This window comes from Arthrobacter sp. M4, assembly GCF_020251205.1.
Taxonomy (GTDB): domain Bacteria; phylum Actinomycetota; class Actinomycetes; order Actinomycetales; family Micrococcaceae; genus Arthrobacter.
Map to the genome: position 1 here is coordinate 352,579 of NZ_JAIWYX010000002.1, position 21,161 is coordinate 373,739.

The 21,161-nt window shown below is 61.6% G+C and carries 23 protein-coding genes, 1 other RNA gene and 1 riboswitch; of the genes, 8 read left to right on the plus strand and 16 right to left on the minus strand.

The genetic code is table 11. The annotated features are described in order from the left end of the window. The first annotated feature begins 64 nt into the window (after positions 1-64). The 6 genes from hisN to LD110_RS05285 all read left to right on the plus strand — a co-directional run bounded on the left by hisN (position 65) and on the right by LD110_RS05285 (position 5,069). Positions 65-880 carry a histidinol-phosphatase gene (gene hisN, locus LD110_RS05260; RefSeq protein WP_225496866.1) on the plus strand — a complete coding sequence of 272 codons (816 nt, stop codon included), beginning with the start codon at positions 65-67 and terminating at the stop codon, positions 878-880. Between the two features lie 158 nt (positions 881-1,038). Beyond that, positions 1,039-1,152, plus strand: a riboswitch (SAM riboswitch). A 33-nt stretch (positions 1,153-1,185) separates the two neighbouring features. Next, complete coding sequence (locus LD110_RS05265; RefSeq protein ID WP_225496868.1) at positions 1,186-2,595, plus strand: aminotransferase class V-fold PLP-dependent enzyme; 1,410 nt, start codon at positions 1,186-1,188, stop codon at positions 2,593-2,595. 69 nt (positions 2,596-2,664) lie between these two features. Further along, positions 2,665-3,444, plus strand: coding sequence for a class I SAM-dependent methyltransferase (locus tag LD110_RS05270; protein WP_225496870.1), 780 nt, complete (start codon positions 2,665-2,667; stop codon positions 3,442-3,444). 70 nt (positions 3,445-3,514) lie between these two features. After that, entirely contained in the window at positions 3,515-4,228 is a 714-nt protein-coding gene (locus LD110_RS05275; protein ID WP_225496872.1) for a metal-dependent transcriptional regulator, read from the plus strand. Next, positions 4,228-4,680, plus strand: a complete 453-nt coding sequence (locus LD110_RS05280; RefSeq protein WP_225496874.1) for a CrcB family protein — start codon at positions 4,228-4,230, stop codon at positions 4,678-4,680. The genes LD110_RS05275 and LD110_RS05280 overlap by 1 nt, the downstream gene beginning before the upstream one ends. Next, entirely contained in the window at positions 4,680-5,069 is a 390-nt protein-coding gene (locus LD110_RS05285; RefSeq protein WP_225496875.1) for a CrcB family protein, read from the plus strand. Before LD110_RS05280 ends, LD110_RS05285 begins: the two co-directional genes overlap by 1 nt. On the opposite strand, the gene LD110_RS05290 is transcribed toward LD110_RS05285, so the two are convergent. Further along, entirely contained in the window at positions 5,053-6,480 is a 1,428-nt protein-coding gene (locus tag LD110_RS05290; RefSeq protein ID WP_225496877.1) for an MFS transporter, read from the minus strand. The two genes, LD110_RS05285 and LD110_RS05290, sit on opposite strands and share 17 nt — an antisense overlap. A 96-nt stretch (positions 6,481-6,576) precedes the next feature. On the opposite strand from LD110_RS05290, the gene LD110_RS23575 reads away from it, so the two are divergent. Further along, complete coding sequence (locus LD110_RS23575; protein WP_263854933.1) at positions 6,577-6,711, plus strand: hypothetical protein; 135 nt, start codon at positions 6,577-6,579, stop codon at positions 6,709-6,711. A 50-nt stretch (positions 6,712-6,761) separates the two neighbouring features. On the opposite strand, the gene LD110_RS05295 is transcribed toward LD110_RS23575, so the two are convergent. The 15 genes from LD110_RS05295 to LD110_RS05365 form a co-directional block, all read right to left on the minus strand. After that, positions 6,762-7,745, minus strand: a complete 984-nt coding sequence (locus tag LD110_RS05295) for a S1C family serine protease (protein ID WP_225496879.1) — start codon at positions 7,743-7,745, stop codon at positions 6,762-6,764. 303 nt (positions 7,746-8,048) lie between these two features. After that, positions 8,049-8,417: a transfer-messenger RNA gene (gene ssrA / locus LD110_RS05300) on the minus strand. 140 nt (positions 8,418-8,557) lie between these two features. Continuing rightward, on the minus strand, positions 8,558-9,028 hold the full coding sequence (gene smpB / locus LD110_RS05305) for an SsrA-binding protein SmpB (RefSeq protein WP_225496881.1): 471 nt from the start codon (positions 9,026-9,028) through the stop codon (positions 8,558-8,560). A gap of 90 nt (positions 9,029-9,118) precedes the next feature. Then, a complete protein-coding gene (locus tag LD110_RS05310) occupies positions 9,119-10,477 on the minus strand; it encodes a M23 family metallopeptidase (protein ID WP_225496883.1) in 1,359 nt (452 codons plus the stop codon). A 50-nt stretch (positions 10,478-10,527) separates the two neighbouring features. Next, positions 10,528-11,442, minus strand: a complete 915-nt coding sequence (gene ftsX, locus LD110_RS05315) for a permease-like cell division protein FtsX (protein WP_225496885.1) — start codon at positions 11,440-11,442, stop codon at positions 10,528-10,530. Further along, entirely contained in the window at positions 11,439-12,242 is an 804-nt protein-coding gene (gene ftsE / locus LD110_RS05320; RefSeq protein ID WP_225496887.1) for a cell division ATP-binding protein FtsE, read from the minus strand. The genes ftsX and ftsE overlap by 4 nt, the downstream gene beginning before the upstream one ends. Before the next feature lie 385 nt (positions 12,243-12,627). Further along, positions 12,628-13,743 carry a peptide chain release factor 2 gene (gene prfB / locus LD110_RS05325; protein WP_225496889.1) on the minus strand — a complete coding sequence of 372 codons (1,116 nt, stop codon included), beginning with the start codon at positions 13,741-13,743 and terminating at the stop codon, positions 12,628-12,630. A 74-nt stretch (positions 13,744-13,817) separates the two neighbouring features. Then, positions 13,818-14,330: a pilus assembly protein TadG-related protein gene (locus LD110_RS05330; protein ID WP_308012407.1), complete on the minus strand. Its 513-nt coding sequence runs from the start codon at positions 14,328-14,330 to the stop codon at positions 13,818-13,820. After that, positions 14,327-14,764 (minus strand): hypothetical protein, encoded by a 438-nt coding sequence (locus LD110_RS05335; RefSeq protein WP_225496891.1) that lies wholly within the window; start codon positions 14,762-14,764, stop codon positions 14,327-14,329. Before LD110_RS05335 ends, LD110_RS05330 begins: the two co-directional genes overlap by 4 nt. 7 nt (positions 14,765-14,771) lie before the next feature. Beyond that, positions 14,772-15,164: a TadE family protein gene (locus LD110_RS05340; RefSeq protein WP_225496893.1), complete on the minus strand. Its 393-nt coding sequence runs from the start codon at positions 15,162-15,164 to the stop codon at positions 14,772-14,774. Between the two features lie 3 nt (positions 15,165-15,167). Continuing rightward, on the minus strand, positions 15,168-15,371 hold the full coding sequence (locus LD110_RS05345) for a hypothetical protein (RefSeq protein WP_225497332.1): 204 nt from the start codon (positions 15,369-15,371) through the stop codon (positions 15,168-15,170). A 154-nt stretch (positions 15,372-15,525) separates the two neighbouring features. Further along, positions 15,526-16,467 (minus strand): type II secretion system F family protein, encoded by a 942-nt coding sequence (locus LD110_RS05350; RefSeq protein ID WP_225496895.1) that lies wholly within the window; start codon positions 16,465-16,467, stop codon positions 15,526-15,528. Continuing rightward, positions 16,464-17,315 (minus strand): type II secretion system F family protein, encoded by an 852-nt coding sequence (locus LD110_RS05355; RefSeq protein ID WP_225496897.1) that lies wholly within the window; start codon positions 17,313-17,315, stop codon positions 16,464-16,466. The genes LD110_RS05350 and LD110_RS05355 overlap by 4 nt, the downstream gene beginning before the upstream one ends. Then, positions 17,315-18,538, minus strand: a complete 1,224-nt coding sequence (locus LD110_RS05360; protein ID WP_225496898.1) for a CpaF family protein — start codon at positions 18,536-18,538, stop codon at positions 17,315-17,317. The genes LD110_RS05355 and LD110_RS05360 overlap by 1 nt, the downstream gene beginning before the upstream one ends. Before the next feature lie 157 nt (positions 18,539-18,695). Further along, positions 18,696-19,136 carry a GtrA family protein gene (locus LD110_RS05365; RefSeq protein WP_225496899.1) on the minus strand — a complete coding sequence of 147 codons (441 nt, stop codon included), beginning with the start codon at positions 19,134-19,136 and terminating at the stop codon, positions 18,696-18,698. 366 nt (positions 19,137-19,502) lie between these two features. On the opposite strand from LD110_RS05365, the gene LD110_RS05370 reads away from it, so the two are divergent. Beyond that, positions 19,503-21,131 (plus strand): DUF2142 domain-containing protein, encoded by a 1,629-nt coding sequence (locus tag LD110_RS05370; RefSeq protein WP_225496900.1) that lies wholly within the window; start codon positions 19,503-19,505, stop codon positions 21,129-21,131. The last annotated feature ends 30 nt before the right edge of the window (positions 21,132-21,161 follow it).

Consider the following 21,161-nt stretch of genomic DNA (forward strand, 5'->3'; position numbering starts at 1 on the left):
GAGCACCATTCTTCGAGGCCGCCGCCTCCGCCATGACGCGCCCTTTTCGCGATAGCTTGGAGGCATGACCCAAGACCCCGCGAACTATAACGACGACCTGCGCCTCGCCCATGTCCTGGCCGATTCCGTGGACGCCCAAACCATGGACCGGTTCAAGGCCCTGGACCTCCGGGTTGAAACCAAGCCAGACTTGACGCCGGTCACGGATGCGGACAAGGCCGCGGAGGAAGCAATCCGAGGCCAATTGTCGCGTTCGCGCCCAAGGGATGCGGTCCTGGGCGAGGAATTTGGCAGCACCGGACACGGCTCGCGCCGGTGGATCATCGATCCTATCGACGGAACCAAGAACTTTGTCCGCGGGGTTCCCGTGTGGGCCACCCTGATCGCCCTCGTCGATGAGGGTGAGCCGGTGGTCGGCGTGGTCAGCGCTCCCGCCCTTGGCAAACGATGGTGGGCAGCTAAGAATGCCGGTGCCTACACCGGGCGCTCCCTCGCGTCGGCCAGCCGGCTCCGCGTATCCGATGTCTCCAAACTCTCTGACGCCTCCCTTTCCTACTCGAGCCTCAGCGGATGGAAGGAGCGCGGCAACCTGGATGAGTTCCTGGGCCTGACCGAGTCAGTTTGGCGGACCCGCGCCTACGGAGACTTCTGGTCATACTGCCTGGTGGCGGAAGGCGCCGTCGACATCGCCTGCGAGCCGGAACTGAATCTGTATGACATGGCCGCCCTTGTGCCTATCGTCACAGAAGCCGGCGGCAGGTTCACGTCGCTGGAAGGTGTAGACGGTCCCTTTGGGGGCAATGCCCTGGCCACAAACTCCATCCTGCACTCCGAGGTCCTCAAACAGCTCAACCCGAATTTGGACGATCTCCTGCAGTAAGCCAATCGACAGAACAATGCGCCGGCGGACTCCCCTCTGACGGGCCTCCACCGGCGCATTATTCGACAGAAGCCACAATTTCCATCCTCACGTAACACAAGGCTTAACAATCCCGGCGGCTTTGAAAGCGTCCGCGGCGATGGCCTAGTCTCGAAAGAGGTCACGAGTGCCAGCGCTAAACCCCGGTTTGCTGGCCGGCAACCCTCCATTCGCGGTGGGGTGCCCCGGGTGACGACCAGGCCGGTCCGGAGCGGATACGGCAAGCGCGGATCCCTGCATGCGGGGTCCTACTGAAGCGAGGTCCCATGAGCACTGCCACCGTCAATCCCACCGTTTCCGATGCACATGTCGCTGGACTTACCCGCCCGGGGAACCGCCCGCTGGCAGCGGTCACAGGCGCTGAACTGCAGGCACCCCTGATTCAGGGCGGCCACGTCCGCTACGCGAACCTTGACTATGGCGCTTCGGCACCGGCCCTGACGATCGTGTCTGCTTACTTGAACGAGATCCTGCCGTTTTATGCGAGCGTTCACCGCGGGGCCGGGTACGCGTCGCAGATCAGCACCTCGGTGTATGAAAACGCCAGGGACATCGTCCGTGACTTCGTAGGCGGGCGCCCTGATGACGCGGTGATTTTCACCCGCAATACTACGGACGCCCTCAACCTGTTGGCCGGTTGCCTGCCCTCCATCGACGGTGTCCCGGTGGGCGAGGTCCTATACCTCGATATCGAGCACCACGCCAACCTCCTGCCGTGGCAGGGTCTGCCGCACCGCAGCATCGTGGCTGCATCCACGCTCGCCGAAACCGTCGCCAATGTGCGCACGGCGCTTTCCCAGGGCGGTGTATCACTCCTAGCCGTCACCGGGGCCTCCAACGTCACGGGCGAAGTTCTGCCTATTGCCGAGCTGGCATCGCTGGCGCACGAGTTCGGCGCACGGATCCTGGTGGATGCAGCACAGTTGGCTCCGCACCGTCGCATCAACGTGGCCGAATCCGGCATAGACTACGTGGCGTTCTCCGGGCACAAGCTGTACGCACCGTTTGGTGCCGGTGTGCTGGTCGGAAGGCAGGACTGGCTCGACGCCGGACGGCCTCACCTCGCGGGAGGCGGCGCTGTGCGCGAAGCCCGTCTTGACAGCGTCAGCTGGGCCACCGGACCGGCCCGACACGAAGGCGGCTCCCCCAACGTGCTTGGCGCGGCTACGCTTGCCCGGGCAACTCAGGTGCTCGCCGGGCTTGACCAGGATGCCTGGCACGCCCACGAGGCCGCCATTCGCTCACACTTGGTGCAAGGGCTCCAGGCGATCGACGGCGTCACGATACACCAGATCTTCAGTGACACGGACCAGGACAAGGACACCATTGGCGTGGTGAACTTCTCGCTTGAAGGTTACGATGCGGGCCTCGTAGCGGCCTACCTTGCCGCCGAGCACGGAATCGGCCTGCGGGACGGACGCTTCTGTGCCCACCCGTTGCTCAAGCGCCTGGGTTTGCCGGCTGGCTCCCTTCGAGCGAGTTTCGGCGTTGGCTCACGGCTCGAGGACGCCCAACGGCTTGTGGCGGGTATCGAGGCACTCCAGCGGGACGGCCTCGGATGGGACTACGTTGTGGACGCGGGCCGTTGGGTTCCCGCCAACGATCACCGCAGCTACCCGGAGTGGGCGCCGAACACGCCCGGCACCGCCGGCGCAGCGCCCTGCACAACGGACTAGCTCACAGCTGAGGCTTCATGCACGGATAGGCTGTAGGGAAGCCCTCACGCAGCACAAAGGAGCCTAGCAGTGTCACGGCATTCCGCAGCCAGGATCGGCGGACCCAAACTCCATGCCCGACGCCGCGAGGAACTGGGGCTCAGCTTCCAGGACGGCGGGGAGCACTATGACCGCGTCCGTCCCGGGTATCCGGAGGATTCCGTCGCCTGGCTGCTTCCGGCCGGAGCACGCACCGCCGCAGACGTGGGTGCCGGTACCGGCAAGTTCACCCGCCTGCTGGTGTCCCGCGGGCTCTCTGTCAGTGCCATCGACCCGTCCGCTGACATGCTGACCCAGCTGCGCGCCACGCTGCCCGAAGTGGTCGCCTTGGAGGGCACCGCAGAGGCGACGGGTCTCCCGGAAAAGGCGTTCGACGTCGTCACGGTCGCCCAGGCGTGGCACTGGTGCGATCCGCTGGCATCGAGCACCGAAGCTGCACGGATACTCGTGCCGGGCGGCACCCTGGCCCTCATCTGGAACCAGCTGGATACCTCTGTTGCCTGGGTGCACCGCTTGTCGCGCATCATGCACGCGGGAGACGTTCACAAGCCAGGATTCCGCCCAGTCGTCGGCCCTGAATTCACCGGACTGGAGCGGCACCTGACCCATTGGGACGACCCGCTGACCACCCTGGACGTGATCGAACTTGCCAAATCCCGCAGCTACTACCTTCGGGCGCACGATCTCACGCGTGACAAGGTAGTGGCCAACTTGGACTGGTATTTGCACGAACACCTGGGCCACGCCCCCGGCTCGATTGTGCAGCTGCCCTATGTAACCCAGACTTGGAAGGCCATCAAGGTTGCCTGAGTCCCCACCAGCAAAACGGTCCTGGCCGGGCAGTTCCGGCCGCGACGGGACGGTCCGGTAGGCTTGGCTGGTGAAGACCTTTACCCCCTCCTCCTCCATCGAGGACTATGTCAAGGTCATCTACTCGTTCACGGAGTGGCAGGACAAGCCCATCACCTCCTCGCAGCTGGCCACCCGGCTCGGAGTCGCTAATTCGTCCGTTTCCGAGATGGTGCGAAAGCTTAAGGACCAGGGCCTCGTTGACCATAGGCCCTACGGCGCTGTCACACTGACCCAGGACGGCATCCAGCTTGCCCTGGCCATGGTCCGCCGGCATCGTTTGATCGAGACATTCCTGGTCAGGGAGATGGGATATCGCTGGGACGAGGTCCATGACGAAGCGGAAATGCTGGAACACGCCGTTTCGGACACATTCATCGAAAGACTGGCCGCAAAGCTCGGGCATCCGGACAGGGATCCCCATGGCGATCCGATCCCCGCGGCTAACGGCCACGTCCAGCGTCCCACGGCCCACCGGATTGCTGACCTGGACCCCGGACACACCGGCCGCATCACGCGGATCAGCGACGAGAACCCCGAACTGTTGCGCTACCTTGCCGCCGAAGGAATCACACTCGATCTCCCCGTCGAGGTCGTGGGCAGAAAGCCCTTCGGGGGTGCATTGGTAGTCCGGCTGGGCGAGGCAGGAAACTCCCGCAATGTGGACTTGGCAGAAGAAGTGGCCACAGCACTCTGGGTGGTGAGCGACGCCACCCACGAAGGCTGCCTCCTGGCGGACTCCTGATGGCTGCGGCAATACCGGATCACGGATGGCGGACCTGGACAGCGGTCGCCGTGGGAGGGTTCTCCGGTACCGAGCTGCGCTACGTGCTCGGGCTTCTGTTTCCCGAGGATCCCGCCGGCTTCCCATGGACCACGTTGGCAATCAACCTGTCTGGAAGCTTCGTACTAGGGTTGCTCACGACGCTTTGGCTGGCCCGGACCCGAACGGCATTTTGGTTGCGCGCAGGCATCGGCCCCGGGATCCTCGGCTCGTTCACCACGTTCTCCGCCGTCGTTTTCGCCCTCGAGCATCTGGCAGTCCAAGGTCAGCTGATTATCGCGCTCGCCTACCTTGCTGTTTCCGTCATCGCGGGATTGTTGGCTGCAGGAGTGGGCTGGCGAACTGGCAAATCCATTGCCGACCTCCAGAAGCCTGTAGCTGCGGACGATGAATCCGTAGGGGCCCGCCGGTGATGACCGCCCTGCTGGTGGGTTTCTTCGGCACCGCGGGTGCACTGTTGAGGTTCGGAATCGACACGTGGTTTGCGCGCTTCAACGTCCCCGCGCGGCACTGGCCCTGGGCTACGCTGATCGTCAACGTTGTGGGCTGTTTCGTCATCGGCCTCGCGGGGGCATTTGGTAGTGGCGCGGGAATATCACCAGATTGGCATACCGCAATGGCAGCAGGCTTGGCCGGTGGCCTGACGACGTTCAGTTCATGGACCACGGCTACCATCCGGCTCATCACCGAGAACCGTTACCGCGCCGCGGCGGTCAACATCGCAGTAAACCTCGCGCTTGGCGCCGCCAGCGCGGCCGCCGGAATGGCCATAACCGGGGCTTGGTTCACGGCTGGGAGCTGACGGCGCCGGCCCCGCCCGCCGTCGTCGTTCCCGTTTCCGGCACTGGATTCCGGATCCCGACGGCGGACGCCGCCGCCCCGACAAACAGGAGTACGGCTGTGACAACGGCTGCCTGATATAGGCCTTGCGTAGTAAGAACCGGTCCTACGATGATGCCGGCGAAAGCGATACACACCAAGCCAGCTATGCGCGCCACTGCGTTATTGATGGCGGATCCAATACCCGCCTTTTCGGGCGGCACTGCGCCAAGGATCGCAGAGGTCAGCGGAGCCACGGTAATGGCGAGGCCGATGCCGAAGACTACCTGGCTCGGGAACACCTGCATCCAATAGTTGATGGGAGACTGGACGCTCAGCAGCAGGAGGAAACCCACTCCACAAAGAGCCGGGCCGCCTGTCATGAACCAACGCGGACCGTATTTACCAGCCAAATCACCTATAAAACTTGACGCAAACATCAGAATCAGGGTCGCGGGAAGCAGGGCGATTCCAGCGATAGTGGCCTTCATCCCGCCCACTTGCTGCAGGTAGATGCCCAAAATGAAGAAACCGAAGGAGAAGGCCGCGTAGATCGCGAAGGTGGCGATGTTTCCCCAACCGAAGTTGCGGATGGCAAACAATTCCATCGGCAGCATGGGTTCCCGAGCGCGGTATTCATAGACGATAAATGCTGCCAACGCCACAACGCCTATCGCTAACGGAAGCAACACTTGGGGGCTTTGCCAGCCCAGCCTCCCCTGTTCGATGAGGCCGTAGACCGTTCCGCCCAGCCCCAGCATTGCCAGTACCGCTCCGGCGTAATCCACGCGCCGTGAAGGATCGCGGTCCGTATCCGCTTTCCTCAGGTGCACGAGTGCTGGCCAGATGAGTGCGATGGGCACAACATTCACAAAGAAAAAGAAGCGCCAGGAAAGGAAGTCAACGGAGACTCCCCCGATGAGCGGCGCGACGATTGCCGCGCCACTGGTCCACCCCGACCACTGTCCAATGGCGCGTGACTGGGCGGAGCCTTCGAAATGGTTGACAATGAGTGCCAGGGAGCTTGGGACCACCAAGGCGCCGGCTATTCCTTGCAGGATCCTGGCAACCACCAGCACCTCGCCGCTCCACGCAGCCCCACAGATGACGGACGTCACTGCAAAGCCGGCAAGTCCCCACTCCATCACCCGGGCGCGTCCGAACAAGTCGGACAGGGAGCCAGCCAGGAGGATGAGTGCACCCAGCGTGAGCAGGTAGCCGTCCACCACCCACTGCTGGATCACGAGGCCTCCGCCGATCTCGCGGCTGATGGCGGGCAATGCCAAGTTGATGACGAACCCGTCCAGAAACGCAATGAATGAGGCGACGATTGCAACTAGGAGGACCCTTTTTTGCAACGGCGTACTGGGCGCGATGACAGTTGCGTCGCTCATCCCCACAGCCTACGCCTGCCGTCCCGTTAACTTCAGCGGCGATTGAGCGTAATTTACAAAGAGGGGCCACTCCGGTCCCTGGCAAGGGAGCAAGCGATGCCTGACAAAACGCCTCACCAGCAGGCTGCGAAGAAGAGCGTCAAAACGATTAAGGAGAAGCGGGCAGAAAAGAAAGCCAAGGGCACGGCGGCCTCGGCTATCGATCCTGTGGCGCACATCAAGAAACGCTGACATTGGCGCAATGACCGGTGCCGGGGAACGTCCCCGGCACCGGCCATGTTTTAGGTATTTTCGAGCATTTCCTCTGGGATGGCCACGATATCCAGGACCTTTCCGTCGCGCAGGACGGTGAGTGGGAAGGGCTCGCCGATAGCGTCAGCAAACAACAGTTTCTGCAGGCTCTCTGCGCTGGACACCTGGCGGGTATGGGCACTGAGCACCAGGTCGCCTTCCCGGAGGCCTGCCCGTTCGGCCGGCGAATCCTGCATCACTTCAACCACCCTCAGCGACTCCTTCTGGCCGGTGCGGACCACAGCGCTGGCATCCAGCGGCGTGGGAGTGGAGACGAGGCCAAGATACGCCCGGCGTACGCGACCTTCCGAAAGCAGCGAGGAAACTATGCGCATTGTAGTGGGATTGATCGGGACGGCCAGGCCCAAGCCGAGTCCTGCCACGGCGGTGTTGATTCCCACGATCCTTCCGCTGGTGTCGGCCAGTGCGCCGCCCGAGTTGCCCGGATTCAACGAGGCATCTGTCTGGATGACGTCCTCGATGACCCGCCGATGACGTCCGGACCACACCGGAATAGACCGGCCAAGCCCGCTGACCACACCAGCAGTGACGGAGCCAGACAGACCCAGCGGGTTGCCCACTGCGATGACCAATTGGCCCACCCTCAGTGTTTCGGCGTTACCAAGGGCAACCGGGGTGGGGGTCAGCCTGCTCCCCCGAACGATCGCCAGGTCCGACAGCGGATCGGCGCCAACGAGTTCGACGTCGGTGTGGGTACCATCTGCGAACATCGCCCTACCTGAACGGATACCGGCTACGACGTGGGCGTTGGTCAGCATGTATCCGTCTTCAGTGAAGACCACCGCCGAACCGCTGCCCACCCTCGGCTGGCCATTGCGGCGTTGTCCGGTCATTTCGAGCGCCGCGACGTGGGGGGTCACCGTTTCCGCAACGCGAATGACGGTTTGGGAGTAGGAATCCAAGGGGTCATCTGCCCCGCTGGCGGGCACTATGCCCTCGGGAACCGTTGTCACCGTACACCTCCTGAAAACGGTGCGGCCGTTTGGCCCGGTTGCTGGCTTCGCCAACTGAAGCATCCATACTGGCGAAATCCTGCCTAGTACAACGCCCGGGCAGCCCCACCCAATCCTCCCGCGGCTACGCCGACAGTGAACGGGCGCACCGGCCCTGCGCCCGACGCAGGGTGCCGACAAATCGCCGAATTCGCCATCAACCCCACCAAGGCCTACCAACCGAAAAAACACCCCCGGTCCGAAGACCGAGGGTGTCAACGATGACCCGACTCATCCGTAAAGGATGTCTCGACTCATCACACAAAGTGGAGATGGGGGGAATTGAACCCCCGTCCGATGTCGTGTTGTCAGGGCTTCTCCGGGCGCAGTTTGCGTCGGATTTTCTCGGCCCCAGCCATCAAGCAAACAAGTGGCTGATCCGGGCCCAGTCATCTAAGTGTCCCGTTTGCCCCGATGACAAAGACAAACAGCAGTGGCTATCTAGTCGACGCCAGGATCCGGAGCGATAGCGACCCCGGGCTGACGGACTGAACTACTGCTTAGGCAGCGAGTTCGAAGTCAGTGCGCTTAGATTCGGCACTTATTGGTTTGCAGAAAGCGTTAGCGAGATAATTCTGCATCCTCGGCCCGCTTCACCTGTCGCGACTAACATCGTCGAAACCGATCATCCCCGTATTTTGTTGCCAACCCGGCAGCCGCGAAGTCTCGCTTCTACCTCTGCCGGACTATCCATTGTAACGCATCCCGGTCCAGGTTCATTCCACTTAGGGCAATGCCCAAGCCGCCCCCGGCTCCCCCGTGCCGAGACCTGCCTAGCGACGGTTACGTTCGCGCAACTCCCGCAGCGCTTCGCGCTTGTCCTGCTGCTCGCGCAGTGTCTGCCGCTTGTCGTAGTCCTTCTTGCCTCGTGCGAGGGCGATCTCCACTTTGGCCCTGCCGTCGAGAAAGTAGAGCTGCAACGGCACCACGGTGAAACCCGACTCGCGGATTTTTCCGGAGATCTTGTCCAGTTCCTCACGGTGTAGCAGGAGCTTACGACGGCGGCGAGCAGCATGGTTGGTCCAGCTCCCCTGGTTGTACTCGGGGATGTGGATGCCCTCCATCCACAGCTCGTCGTTGTAGAAGGTGCAGAATCCGTCCACCATGGACGCATGTCCCTCGCGAAGGGACTTGACCTCGGTTCCCATGAGGGCGATGCCAGCTTCATAGGTATCCAGGACGTGGTAGTCGTGCCGGGCCTTGCGGTTGGTGGCCACTACCTTTCGGCCACTTTCTCTGGGCACGGTAGAACTCCTTGTTAGTTGAAGATTCCCACTATTCTACGCTTTTCCGCAGGGTTCCCCGTATCTGTTGGACACCGAGGCCGCAGCGGTCTAGAGGAGCGTCATGGGGTCGACGGCTGCTCCGTTCAGCCAAGTTTCAAAGTGCGAGTGGCAGCCGGTGGAGTTGCCGGTGGACCCCGAGTAGGCAATCAACTGTCCTTGGCTGACGCGTTGTCCAGCCGAGACGACAACACTGCTGTTGTGGTAGTAGACCGTGGTCAGCGAGTTGCCCTGGACCACGCCGTGGGAGATCATCACCGTGTTACCACCGCCCAGGTTGGTCCACCCAGCCACGGTGACTGTACCCGACGCCGCTGCGTACACCGGTGTGCCACAGGCTGCCCCGAAGTCGATGCCGGTGTGCATGTATCCGCCGGTGCCGTAGAAATCGATGGTTCCAGGCGGCGTCGCACGCCAACCAAATCCGGATGTGATGGGAATGTCACTGGAGAACGGGTGGCGGAGGCCAAAGGCCGACGGCGACCCGATCTGGGGTACGAAGTTCTGCTGTCCCGCCAGTTCAGCCAAGCGCCGCTGCTCTGCTTCCCATGCTTCACGCAGCTTGCGGTCGCGTTCAACGATCTGAGCGGCCACTTCGTCCTGCATGGACTTGACCTTGTTGAGCTGGGTCTGGATGCCTGGCTTAGCCGCCTGGAGCTCGCTGTTGAGCCGCGTAGTGTCGGCAATGAGCTTGTCGACTTCTTCCTTCTTCTTCTGCGCTTCGTCCCTGGCAGCCTTTTCCCGTGCGAGGGCCGCGTCCGCTTTGGCCTTGAGGTCCTTGATCTCAGCTTCGACGGCGGCCAACCTCGCCTGGGAATTGACGTTGCTGGCATTCTGCTGCGTCAGCTTTTCCATGGCTGCGTTCTGGGTGCGCAGTGCCTGGTCAGCCAGGTCCATGCTTTCAGTCAGGCTGCCGCTGCCGTTGATTCCCAGCAGCAAAGTCAGGTTCGAAGGAACGCCCCCGGATTTGTACGCCTGGGTGGCAATCTGCCCGATTAGTTTCTTGGTATCTGCGATCTTCTGCTTGTCGGCCTCGAGTTGCTGGGTGATCTTGGCCTTGTTCTGCTGGGCGAGATCCACGCGGGCCGCCAGTGCCTCAACTTCCTTGACAGCGCTGGCTACTCGACCCTGGGCTTCAAGTAGGGCCTGCTGTGCGCCCGGCAGCATTCCTTGGTAGATGACCAGGTCCCCTGCGGCCTTGGCAATCCTTGCATCCACGAACTCCAGGGATTGCTGGACGCGGGCCGCTTCTGCTTCGAGGGCCGCCCGTTTATCGTCGAGCTCGTCGGCGTGCACCGCGGGCGCAGGCCCCAAAACGGCGGCGAGTACAAGGACCAGCGCACCGCCGATCAGCCTGGTGCGGTGCGCTGCACGCCGTGTCCGGCGTGCTGCGGGGGTGGTCGTGCCCATGGCCGTTCCTGCTCCCTGGTTGGTGGATATTCGCTTGCTGTCGTGCACGTCTATACCTTGAGGTATCGCCGGAGGGTCAGCAACGACGACATCCCAGCCAAGCCGCCGCCCAGGGCTATGAGCAACGGAGCAATGATAAGGGCTTGAGCGCCTGAGATAAAAGGGGTATCGGGTATCTGCCGCGAGAGCGTCTCCCCGAGCCAAAAATGGGCAACCAACCAGAGCGTCACCGACGCCAGCAAAGCGCCAGCCACGGCGGCGATTACTCCCTCCATAATGAACGGCAATTGGATAACCATCTTGGACGCGCCGACCAAGCGCATAATGCCGGTTTCCCGCCGTCGGCTAAAGGCCGAAAGCCGGATAGTGGTCGCGATGAGCAGCACCGCGCAGACAATCATGACGGCGGCAATACCCACCGCGGCCAAGGAAGCAGTGTTCATCCAGGAGAACAACCGCTCCAGCAGTTTTCGCTGGTCCGTCACTGACTCCACGCCGGGTTGCGACGAAAAGGTTTCGCTAATGATCTGGTATTTTTCCGGGTCCTTCATGCTGAGCCGGAACGACGCGGGCAACTGGTCCGGCGTCACCGAATCAACGATGGGCGAGTTGGAGAACTGTTCCTTGAAGTGGCCGTAGGCTTCTTCCTTCGATTCGAACTGGAAATCGTTGATGTACTGCTTCACGGCCGGGGAAGCCAGGAGCTTTTCCAGGTTGTTCTTCTGCTCGGGGGTGACCGAACCGGCCGCGCAGCCAGGTGCTGTGGAGGTTTCGTTACACAGGAAGATGGCCACCTGGACTTTGTCGTACCAGTACCCCTTCATCTGGTTTATCTGCATCTGGAGCAGCCCGGCGGCGCCCACGAAAGTGAGCGAGACGAACGTCACCAGGATGACGGACACAACCATCGACAAGTTCCTGCGAAGGCCACTGCCAATTTCTCCGAGGATGAATGCCAGCCTCATCGTTGACCTCCCTCGCGCGGGTTTTCATTTCGCGGCTCAGTCAACTTCGATTCGGCGCGCCTGATCTCGGCCCCGCTGGCGTCCTTGAGCCGGCGAGACTGCCCCACCACAGGGATCATCGACGTGTAAAGCGCCTGGGCCTCGTCGCGAATGACCACGCCATTCTTCAGCTCCACCACCCGCTTGCGCATCTCATTAACGATGTCGTCGTCATGCGTGGCCATCACTACCGTGGTGCCGTTCTGGTTGATCTTGTCGAGGACGCCCATGATGCCCATCGAAGTGATCGGGTCCAGGTTACCGGTAGGTTCATCGGCAAGCAGGATGCCGGGTCGATTCACCACAGCCCGCGCGATAGCCACCCGCTGCTGCTCCCCACCGGACAGTTCATGCGGCATCCTGCGTTCTTTTCCCTCGAGTCCCACAGTCTTTAGGATTTCGGGCACCGTCTCGCGGATAACGCTTCGGCTCTTGCCGATGACCTGCATGGCAAACGCAACGTTAGCGAATACGTTCTTCTGCGGCAGCAGCCGGAAGTCCTGGAAAACGACGCCGATCCCCCGCCGGAGCCTTGGAACTCGCCAACTGGAGATCTTCGCGACGTTTTGCCCGGCGACATAGACGGTGCCTGAGGTGGCACGATCCTCCCTCAGGACAAGGCGCAGGAAGGTCGACTTGCCGGAGCCCGAGGCACCAACGAGGAAGGTGAACTCACCGCGCTCGATCTCCAGGCTGACCGAGTCCAGTGCGGGTCGGGCATTCTGGTCGTAGACCTTGGTGACGTTTTCAAATCGGATCATGACTCTTCAGAACCCCACCGGACCCGCCATGAAGGCCCTGTCCAGCAGCCGGAGCACGGGGCTTTCTTTGGGGGAAGTAGGGCGCCGGCTCCTCGACTATATGCAGGAGTCCGGGTAAGGCCGCGGGACATACGAGGGCGTGTCGCCAATCGGTTCCGGAAACACTGAAGCGGCTACCCTGCCAAAGCCCGACGGCGGCAGGCAGCAGAGCGTCGAGGATGACTGGCGCCCGGCGCCAGTCCGCCCAGAAACCCCTACGACGGTCGCCACCGTAGCGCTGCCGACAACCGTCGGGCGGTCAGCCGCCATCGGTCATCCCTGTTCAGGCGGGCAGCGACAGTCGGCCCCCTACCGGCAGGGAAGCATCAGGCCGGTGAGACTTCGGCTAGTCCGCTGAGTTCCGGTTGCCGGTGCGCCAGCGGATGCCCGCGTCGATGAAATCGTCGATGTCGCCGTCGAGCACCGCGGCGGTGTTCCCCACTTCGTGTTCGGTGCGAAGGTCCTTGACCATCTGGTACGGATTGAGCACGTAGGAACGCATCTGGTCTCCCCAGGACGCCTTCACGTCTCCAGCAAGAGCTTTCTTCTCCGCGTCTTCCTGTTCCTTCTTGAGCAGGAGCAGTCGCGACTGCAGCACGCGCATGGCCGCCGCTCGGTTCTGCAGCTGGGACTTCTCGTTCTGCATGGAAACCACGATGCCCGTGGGCAGGTGGGTAAGCCGCACAGCCGAGTCAGTGGTGTTGACGGACTGGCCGCCGGGACCGGAGGAGCGGAAGACGTCAACGCGAATTTCGTTGTCCGGGATCTCTATGGAGTCGGTCTGCTCGATCAAGGGGATCACCTCGACTGCCGCGAAGGATGTCTGCCTGCGGCCTTGATTGTCGAATGGGCTGATTCTGACGAGGCGGTGTGTGCCCGCTTCAACGCTCAGGGTCCCGAAGGCGAATGGTGCGTTGACTTCGAACGTCGCGGATTTCAGTCCGGCTTCTTCGGCATAGGACGTGTCCATGACCTTGGTGGGGAAGCCGTGGCGTTCTGCCCAGCGTAGGTACATGCGGAGGAGCATTTCAGCAAAGTCCGCGGCATCGACGCCGCCTGCCCCAGCGCGGATGGTAACGACGGCCTCGCGCTCGTCGTACTCACCCGACAGCAGCGTCACAACTTCCAGATCTGCGAGCGCATTTCGGATAGAGTCCAGTTCCTTGGCTGCCTCGCCCAGGGAGTCCTCATCTCCTTCGTCCTTGGCCAGTTCCACGAGCACTTCCAAGTCATCAATGCGCGCAGACAGCTTGGTGAGTCGCTCAAGTTCAGACTGCCGGTGGGACAATCGGGAGGTGACCTTCTGCGCACTCGCAGGATCGTCCCAGAGGTCCGGAGCACCCGCCTGCTCGCTCAATTCGGCAATCTCAGCCCTTAATGCGTCAACGTCGGAGACGTCCTCAATGGAGCGGTAGGTGGCGCGGAGAGCGCGGATCTCTGCGGGAAAATCAATCTCAGCCATGGTTGTTCAAGCCTACGCCATTGGCTGGTATGCGGAGTGGCCGCATAGGAAGAGGCACTCCACCTGATCTGCCTTCAGCGGGTCAACCTGGACCGTGCCGTCGAAGCAGCTTCAATAGGCACTCCTTCCGGAACCAGGAAATTTACTATCGGGGGACGGACCACAGCAGTGAGAACCACCTCAGCCGAGGCTGAGTCTGAGCTTCCGGTTTCGGGTGCCACGGCCAGGCCATCGAACTCTTGAAAGGCTCCGGTCCGCTCCAAGAACGCATACGTGCTGCCTCGAACCCTGTCCGAGCTCAGGACAGCAGCCGGTGCACCCCCGGCACCGGTCACCTGACCCAACGTGTAACTGTCGGCAGCCGCTACCGCCGCGCTGTCCGCAGCGGATAGGAGCTTCTTGTGCTCTATGTAGACGGCAGAAACCGCAATCACCACCGTGGCAAGCAACAGTCCCAGCAGCAGGTAGCCCAAGACCATCACCATGATCTGGCCTTCTTCTCCGTGCCCGTGCGGCCTGAATTGGTGGGGGTGTGCTTGGCAGAACGCCCGTGACGGGATGTTCCGGGCCACTTGGGCTCGTGTCATCGGAACCTCCCCACAATTTGGGTTGCAGACGCCGTCACCCGGCTGGCATCGATTCGTAGTTCCTCAGGGAAAGGCGTAAACGGCAGAGGGACGCGCAGCCTGACCGTCACGGTGACAGCAGCGCCCGGGGACATGCAGCTTTGGCGGTCACAACTGACAGCCACGGAAGCAAGCTCCGCTGAATGTCCGTGGTCAGCCAAGGCGATCATGGCTGCGTTCCCTGCCGCCTCGGACGCGGCCGCCTCCTCTCCGTACGTAACGTAGACTTTGGCCGCCTGGTCGGCCGCTCCGGCCACAGCGTAGGCACCGGACTGGATGGCGCCGACGGACAAAACGAAATACACGACGGGCACCATCAGCAGCAGCGAGAGAAACACGAACTCTACAACGGCACTTCCGCCCTCGTGTGAATCTTGCTTCGATCCCAGCAACATCAAAGGGTCATTCCTGGACTGCAGCATGGCCCCGAACCTCCAGCATTGCGGCCGGGCCAATCAAACCAACAATCGGGAAAGGCGCCCTGACTGTGACCTCCAGCGTGCGGAGCCCTTGGAACGTCACATGTGCCGTGGTGACGTCCCTTGCGTAATCCTCATTCAAGGTTGTCCCAATCAGTGACTTGGCCCGGTCCCGTGCATCGTCGGCCGTCCTGTCAGCCAAGGTTCCGTAGCGTGCTCCGGACGAAGCTGCGTCTATGAGCGTATTCCGAACATGTTGAACCAGCGTGAGTTGCACAATGGCAAGGAAGAACGCCGTAAGCAACGCACCCACCAGCACAAAGTCGACCACAGCTGAGCCGCGCTCTCCTCCCGGCTGTCGCGAACCCGATTCCATGGCCTATTTGCTGACCTTGTCCATGGCCTGATTGAAGAGTCCTTCGAGTGCAGGTGTCGCAAGGGCTAGCAATGCCGCCACGAGAACGGCAGACATAAGCGTGATCATGACCCAACCCGGGACATCGCCCCGTTCGCGATGCTCCTGTCCTGCCCGCCCCCTATCAAGGGCGAGCGCCAGGAACGCGCATATGCTGTCGGCCGGCATGAAGCCACGCGTGTTGGCAGAATCCACATTGTCAGGGAATAGGCGATTGTGACTTTGGAATGGCTGGCTGCGCAATTGTCCCCCAATGGCGTTTGTTGTGAATATGGATGGTTGCAAGTCGTTCTTGCGCGGGTAATGCATCTTCTTTGGCTGTTTACAGCCCAATTTGGAGCGCGGCGACCCCTGGAAAGGCGGCAAAAATGATGCTTAGTGGCAATACGCCAAACACCAGCGGAATCATCATCGCGATTTCTTTGCGGCCTGCGGACTCCATAAGCTCGCGTTTGGCGACGTCCCTGACGTCCTGGGCCTGTGCCCTCAAGACATCGGCCAGCGGGGTACCCCGTTCGACGGCAACGACGATTCCATCAACGAAGCGCGCAAGTGGTGCCACGTCTGTTCGACCCGCAAAACCTTGGAGTGCTTCCACCAAAGGTTTGCCTGCCCGCCTGTCCGCCAGCACTTGGGCGAATTCCTTCGCAAGCTCGCCCCGCGCTGTGCGGCAAACCCGCTCCAAGGCGCCTGCCGCACTCTCACCAGCGCCGACGGCAAGGGCCATGAGTTCGGCGAGGCTTGGAAATTCCGCCAACATCCGGGCTTCTCGTTTCCGGATCTTCTGACTCAGCACGTAGTCCCGCAGAAGGAAGCCTCCTACAGCGCTTCCGAAAATTGCCACCACGGCGAGAACCGGACTGAGTCTCCCGCCCAAAGCGCTGGCGATCACTAATACAACTGCCACAACGAATCCCGCTGCCGCCCAAAACAGCTGTTCCGCCCGGAAGTCAAGGGGTGAATGCGCAGACCCTGCACGGGAAAGGCGTCTGGCGAGTGCGGCGTTTCCAAGGTTCATCCTCGATATCGACCGCACGACGTCGTGGATGACTGGTCGGAGGATCCTTTCCAGCGGACCGAACGGTGTAACGTTCAGGGCTACTGTCGCCAACAAGCGGGATTGAACGTTCTGCGTCCTGAGCTGGGGCTCGATTCTCTCCACGAAGCGAATGGCCCGCATGGCCGGGAGGCGAACCAGGGAAAGCCACAGTCCTGCCCCGAGAACCACGCCGCATAGGACAGTGACTGCAGTGGCCCCCCTCATCTCAGCACCCTCTCGTCATCCGGAAGGGCTCCAATCCTGAGCATCGCCGCATAACAAACAACCGAAATCAACAGTCCTGCGAGCAGAACGGCAACTCCCGCAGGAGTGTTGTAGGCCTGGATTGCCTCAGCGCGTGTGGCCAACAGGACCAAGACAATCCAGGGTGCGGCCACCGCCAGACGGGCTGCATTGACGGTCCAGGACTGGCGCGCCTCGAGTTCGCTGCGTGTCCGGGCTCCCTCCCTGAGAAACTCGGCCAGGGTTCCAAGTAGCCGACCGAGATCAGAGCCGCCTACTTCACGCGTCAGCCTAAGGGCCTCCACGATGCGGTCGGCCACCGGATCCGACAGCCTGTCTTTGAGGGTTGTGAGTGCAGCGTCAAAGCGCCCGCCGGCCCGATAGTCGGCACCAAAGTCGCGGAAGAAATATCGGAGTTCCTCGGGCCCGCTGTCACCCAATTGGATCAGGGCCTCAGGCAGCGACAAGCCTGCCCTGATGGCCGATCGCAAGTGATCCACAACACCGGGCCACAGTTGCCGCAGAACCGTGCTCCGCCGTCGCGCCCGCCACCGAACGATTGCCACGGGAAGCCCAGCACCAAAAACCCCAAAGCAGGCGGAGACTGGAAGCGAAGCAGTAAAGGCAAAAGCGGCCAATGCAATGAATACGCCAAGGCCTGCACAGGAAGCCACCAGCCCCTGCGCGGAGACCTTCTCTACACCTGCAGCACGCAGCATGTCGTCAAGCCGCCGTTTCCTGACTTTCACTTTGGCGGGAGGACGTTCCCAGGCAGACCACCAGAGCAGCAGGAGACCCAGGCCGAGGACCGCGCCGCATACGAGCGCCATCAGTACCGTCCAAGAAGTGCAGCAACGTCATACCCTGCGCGTGCGAATTTCTCGACGGAAGGCATGGCGCTGGGTCTTGCCCTGAGCTGGCCCTCATCGAGAGCGAAGACCATGGAAGACTCGATGACACCGTTCTCCACCCTGCCGCCAAGGGACAGGATGTCCGTGACCTGTCGCCGCCCGTTTGCCTGTCGACGGCAATGGACCACCAGGTCGATACAGGATGCGACTGTGGGTACCACAAAGGCGCTTGAGATATTTTCACCCGCGAGGAGCGGCAGCGTACAAATCTTCGTCACGGCGTCATGAGCCGAATTGGCATGGACGGTACACATTCCGGGAAGTCCTGAATTCAAAGCAATCAGCATGTCGAGGCTTTCTGCCTCCCGGACCTCGCCAATCACCAAGCGGTCCGGCCTCATGCGCAGAGCTTCCTTCACCAGCCGCCGCAACGGTACTTCACCGTAGCCTTCAAGGTTCGGTTGCCGGCATTGAAGGCTGACGACATCCCGGAGCGGAAACTGCAGCTCGAAAATCTCCTCGACCGTAATAATGCGTTCCCGAGAACCAATGCTCGCCGCGAGGCAGTTCAACATTGTGGTCTTGCCAGCCTGGGTGGCGCCGGAAACCAGTATGTTCAAGCCGCTCGCCACAGCTGCGCCGAGGAATCTGGCGGCTTGCGGCGTGAGTGACCCGAGTTCCACGAGGTGGTCAAGGCGACTTGCCCGGGCGATGAATTTCCGGATGTTAACAGCCCAATGGCGTCTAGTGATGTCCGGAATGACTACATGGAGACGGGAGCCGTCCGGCAGGGAAGCATCCACGAACGGTGAGGATAGGTCCAGCCGGCGACCCGACGTCTTTAGCATCCGCTCGACGAGGTCCCGAACCTGTTGGTCAGTCAATGTCACTGCCGTCAGCTCCGACTCCCCTTCGCGGGCCACATAGACCTCGTGGGGTGCGTTGATCCAAATCTCTTCGACCAGTGGATCATCCAGGAGAGGCTGGAGCGGACCATAGCCAGCCACCGCATCAAAAATGTGTTTGCGTGCTGAATCCAGGGAACCGAGAGGAGGCAGCGGCCCCAGTAGCGCGCGCTCGTCGTAGTCGGTGACGGCGGCCTCCACTAGCCTGAGAACCTCGCCTGACTGCGTGAGAGGGTCTAGTCCTCTCCGTCTTATCAGTTCCCGAACTTCGTCCTCGACAATGCGCGCTGCTTCCATTTGGCCCCCCGAAATTTGTTCCCACCCTCGGTCTTCGGGGGCAGGAATCCGCCAATGGAACCAAGGCTACGCAGGCAAAAACACCGCTTCAAAGCCAGCAGCCGACGGTTGTGGAAAACGTGGGAGGATCCGGTCAGGCCATATCTCCTACGGTCGGCTAGTCTCCGTTGGAGCTGACGTCCAATGGTTCGGGAGTCGGTTCCGCCTGCCTAAAGATCCAGTGCTTGTAGAGGAAGAAGTTCCAGACGGTAGTGGAGATGGTTGCGACAGCCTTGCCAATCCCGTACCCCGCCCCGACATGGTCAAAGAAATTCACAATGACATCAGTTGCCACGAGATTAAAGACAACCAAGGCCCCGTACTTCACAAGGCTGATGTGGGCCTTCGAGTCCGATTGAAATGTGAACGACCTCTGCAGAAGGAAGTTGAAAGCCAAGCTCACTAGGAACGCAATGGGCGTGGCGATCCACAGGTCAACAAGAAAAAGCTCGTGGAGCACCACCAGCAAACCGAGGTCAAGGGCAAATGACAGGCCGCCAACGATGAGGAATTTCAAGAGGTGGCTCGCCATCACCCACTCGCGAATGCGGCGCAACATTCGCATGCGGTAAACCCCCAAATTCCGGCTGGCTGGTGAACATTTGGCCTTCACTTGCCCGCATCTGTGCGGACAGGTCCAAAAACCCAAGCAGTCTAACGCAGAACAACTGCTGGTCATACTTGGCCGCAAGGAAGCCACTGACGCAAAGCACAGGGTGGAGTCGTCCTCCCCCCCCTCGGAGGCGAGCCCACCTGCGCTGTGAATATCAAAGCGCTGTGAATATCAAAGGTGGATTCGCCCGCACGCACTACAGTGGAAGGTGCACCCTTGGCAACTAGCGCAGGGCCCAGAACCAAGCAATTGGGCCCCAAGACGGAAAGATTCGGCAGCAGACCAGTGAAACTTAGAGGAATCCCGTCAGGCGTGCGGACCTTCATCACCGCGTTTATAGTTCTGGGAATGCTCTCGTCCCTGTGGGCGCTGGCCAGCCCCCTCATGTCATCACCGGACGAGCCTGCCCACACAATCAAGGCTGCTGCCGTGGTGCGGGGACAGCTGCAAGGCAAGAACGGGGCAGCACAGGGCGAACGCACCGTTGTGACCGTTCCGGCCTACATAGCTTCTGTCGAGGGCCTGCCGGCATGTTTCGCATGGAAACCACTAGTAGCCGCTGGCTGCGCGCCACAGGTCCCGGCAAGCGACACCAACCCCGAAGAGGCACGTACCAGCGCCGGGAATTACAACCCGATGTACTACGCAGTCACTGGCCTGCCCAGCCTTGTTTTCAGCGGAGCAAAGGCAATCTATGCCATGCGGATTGCGAGTGCGTTGATTGTCTCCGCATTCCTGGCTCTGGCGCTCGCTTCCCTGGCATCCCTCCGCCGAGGGCGGCTGCCCCTCCTCATCGGGGCTGTGAGCCTGACACCCATGGTTTTTTACCTTGGCGGAGCCATCAACCCCAATGCCTTGGAAATCGGCGCCTCCATGGCAGTTTTCGCGACCTTGTGCCTGGCGTTGGAGCGCATGGGAAGCTCCGCCACGTGGAAGAGGCCCCTGGCCGCCATGGCTGTGTCTGCCGCCATACTTGCCAACACCCGTGCAGCCTCCCTGCTTTGGCTGGCTTTGGCTGTGGCGGCGGCCCTGCTGATTTTTGGGCGCCGTCCGCTTCAGCTGGCGGTCAGGCAACGTTTCGTGTGGCTCATGGCTGCCATTGTTGCGGCTGGCTGCGGCCTCTCGATCCTCTGGCTGAAGACTGCCGACAGTTTCCAGAGCCTTCTGGGTGAGGGCATCGACGCGACTCCTATCCAGATCGTGGCGGTCATGCTGGACAGAACATTCGAGTTTGCGGCCGGATACGTGTCTTATCTCGGATGGCTGGACACCCGGGGTCCATCCGGTGTCCTTGTCATCTGGTCTGTCCTCATCGGCGCCACCTTGATCGCGGCGCTGTCGTTCTCCCGGCGGTCTTCCCGATTCGCGGTCGGAGGGTTGCTTCTGGCCATGGTTGCCCTTCCGCCGCTCCTTCAGATTCCCCTGGCCAAGGACGTGGGCTACATCTGGCAGGGCCGCTATATCCTGGCGCTCCTTGTTGTCATGACTGCCGCCTGCGCGGTTGCTTTGAGGCATGTTTCCCTTCCGCGAGGGACAGCAGTTCGGCGATCAGTGGGGATTACTGTCGGTTTGGCAGTCTTCGGCCACTTCTACAGTTTCGTCTTTGGCCTGCGCCGCTACACGATCGGGCTGCAGGAATCGTCCAATTGGAGCGACATGGTGGACAAAGCCCAATGGCAGCCACCATTGGGCTGGGTCGCCCTCGCGCTGCTGTACCTTGCCGTCCTGGCGGCGGCCGCCGTCGTCCTCCATCGGGCTGTATTCGCAGGGGCCGACGGCGACACTCGTCTCCTCGATGACGCGCGCTTTATAGGCGATGCCAGCCTTCCCGAAGAGCGCGCCATTGATGGCAGGCGGGGCGAGGGGAAACCAGTGCGGGCCCGGCAGCAGGACAAGCTCACGTCGCCTGCCGTTTCGGGACCCGAGGCCGGGAACAGCTAGGGTTGTAGAGGTTATGCCCAAGTTTTCAGT

Excerpts from the sequence above, each read along its gene's own strand:
- LD110_RS05355 (WP_225496897.1), bottom strand. The coding sequence starts at position 17,315 with ATGGCGCTCGTATGCGGCGCGGTCCTCGGCCTGGGTCTCCTGCTGCTC.
- prfB (WP_225496889.1), bottom strand. The coding sequence starts at position 13,743 with ATGGCTGAGATTGATTTTCCCGCAGAGATCCGCGCTCTCCGCGCCACC.
- LD110_RS23575 (WP_263854933.1), top strand. The coding sequence starts at position 6,577 with ATGCCTGACAAAACGCCTCACCAGCAGGCTGCGAAGAAGAGCGTCAAA.
- LD110_RS05285 (WP_225496875.1), top strand. The coding sequence starts at position 4,680 with ATGACCGCCCTGCTGGTGGGTTTCTTCGGCACCGCGGGTGCACTGTTG.
- LD110_RS05350 (WP_225496895.1), bottom strand. The coding sequence starts at position 16,467 with ATGAGGGGGGCCACTGCAGTCACTGTCCTATGCGGCGTGGTTCTCGGG.
- LD110_RS05340 (WP_225496893.1), bottom strand. The coding sequence starts at position 15,164 with ATGGAATCGGGTTCGCGACAGCCGGGAGGAGAGCGCGGCTCAGCTGTG.
- LD110_RS05290 (WP_225496877.1), bottom strand. The coding sequence starts at position 6,480 with ATGAGCGACGCAACTGTCATCGCGCCCAGTACGCCGTTGCAAAAAAGG.
- hisN (WP_225496866.1), top strand. The coding sequence starts at position 65 with ATGACCCAAGACCCCGCGAACTATAACGACGACCTGCGCCTCGCCCAT.
- LD110_RS05280 (WP_225496874.1), top strand. The coding sequence starts at position 4,228 with ATGGCTGCGGCAATACCGGATCACGGATGGCGGACCTGGACAGCGGTC.
- LD110_RS05310 (WP_225496883.1), bottom strand. The coding sequence starts at position 10,477 with ATGGGCACGACCACCCCCGCAGCACGCCGGACACGGCGTGCAGCGCAC.
- LD110_RS05365 (WP_225496899.1), bottom strand. The coding sequence starts at position 19,136 with ATGTTGCGCCGCATTCGCGAGTGGGTGATGGCGAGCCACCTCTTGAAA.
- ftsX (WP_225496885.1), bottom strand. The coding sequence starts at position 11,442 with ATGAGGCTGGCATTCATCCTCGGAGAAATTGGCAGTGGCCTTCGCAGG.
- LD110_RS05335 (WP_225496891.1), bottom strand. The coding sequence starts at position 14,764 with ATGTTGCTGGGATCGAAGCAAGATTCACACGAGGGCGGAAGTGCCGTT.
- LD110_RS05265 (WP_225496868.1), top strand. The coding sequence starts at position 1,186 with ATGAGCACTGCCACCGTCAATCCCACCGTTTCCGATGCACATGTCGCT.
- LD110_RS05360 (WP_225496898.1), bottom strand. The coding sequence starts at position 18,538 with ATGGAAGCAGCGCGCATTGTCGAGGACGAAGTTCGGGAACTGATAAGA.
- ftsE (WP_225496887.1), bottom strand. The coding sequence starts at position 12,242 with ATGATCCGATTTGAAAACGTCACCAAGGTCTACGACCAGAATGCCCGA.
- LD110_RS05345 (WP_225497332.1), bottom strand. The coding sequence starts at position 15,371 with ATGCCGGCCGACAGCATATGCGCGTTCCTGGCGCTCGCCCTTGATAGG.
- LD110_RS05330 (WP_308012407.1), bottom strand. The coding sequence starts at position 14,330 with ATGACACGAGCCCAAGTGGCCCGGAACATCCCGTCACGGGCGTTCTGC.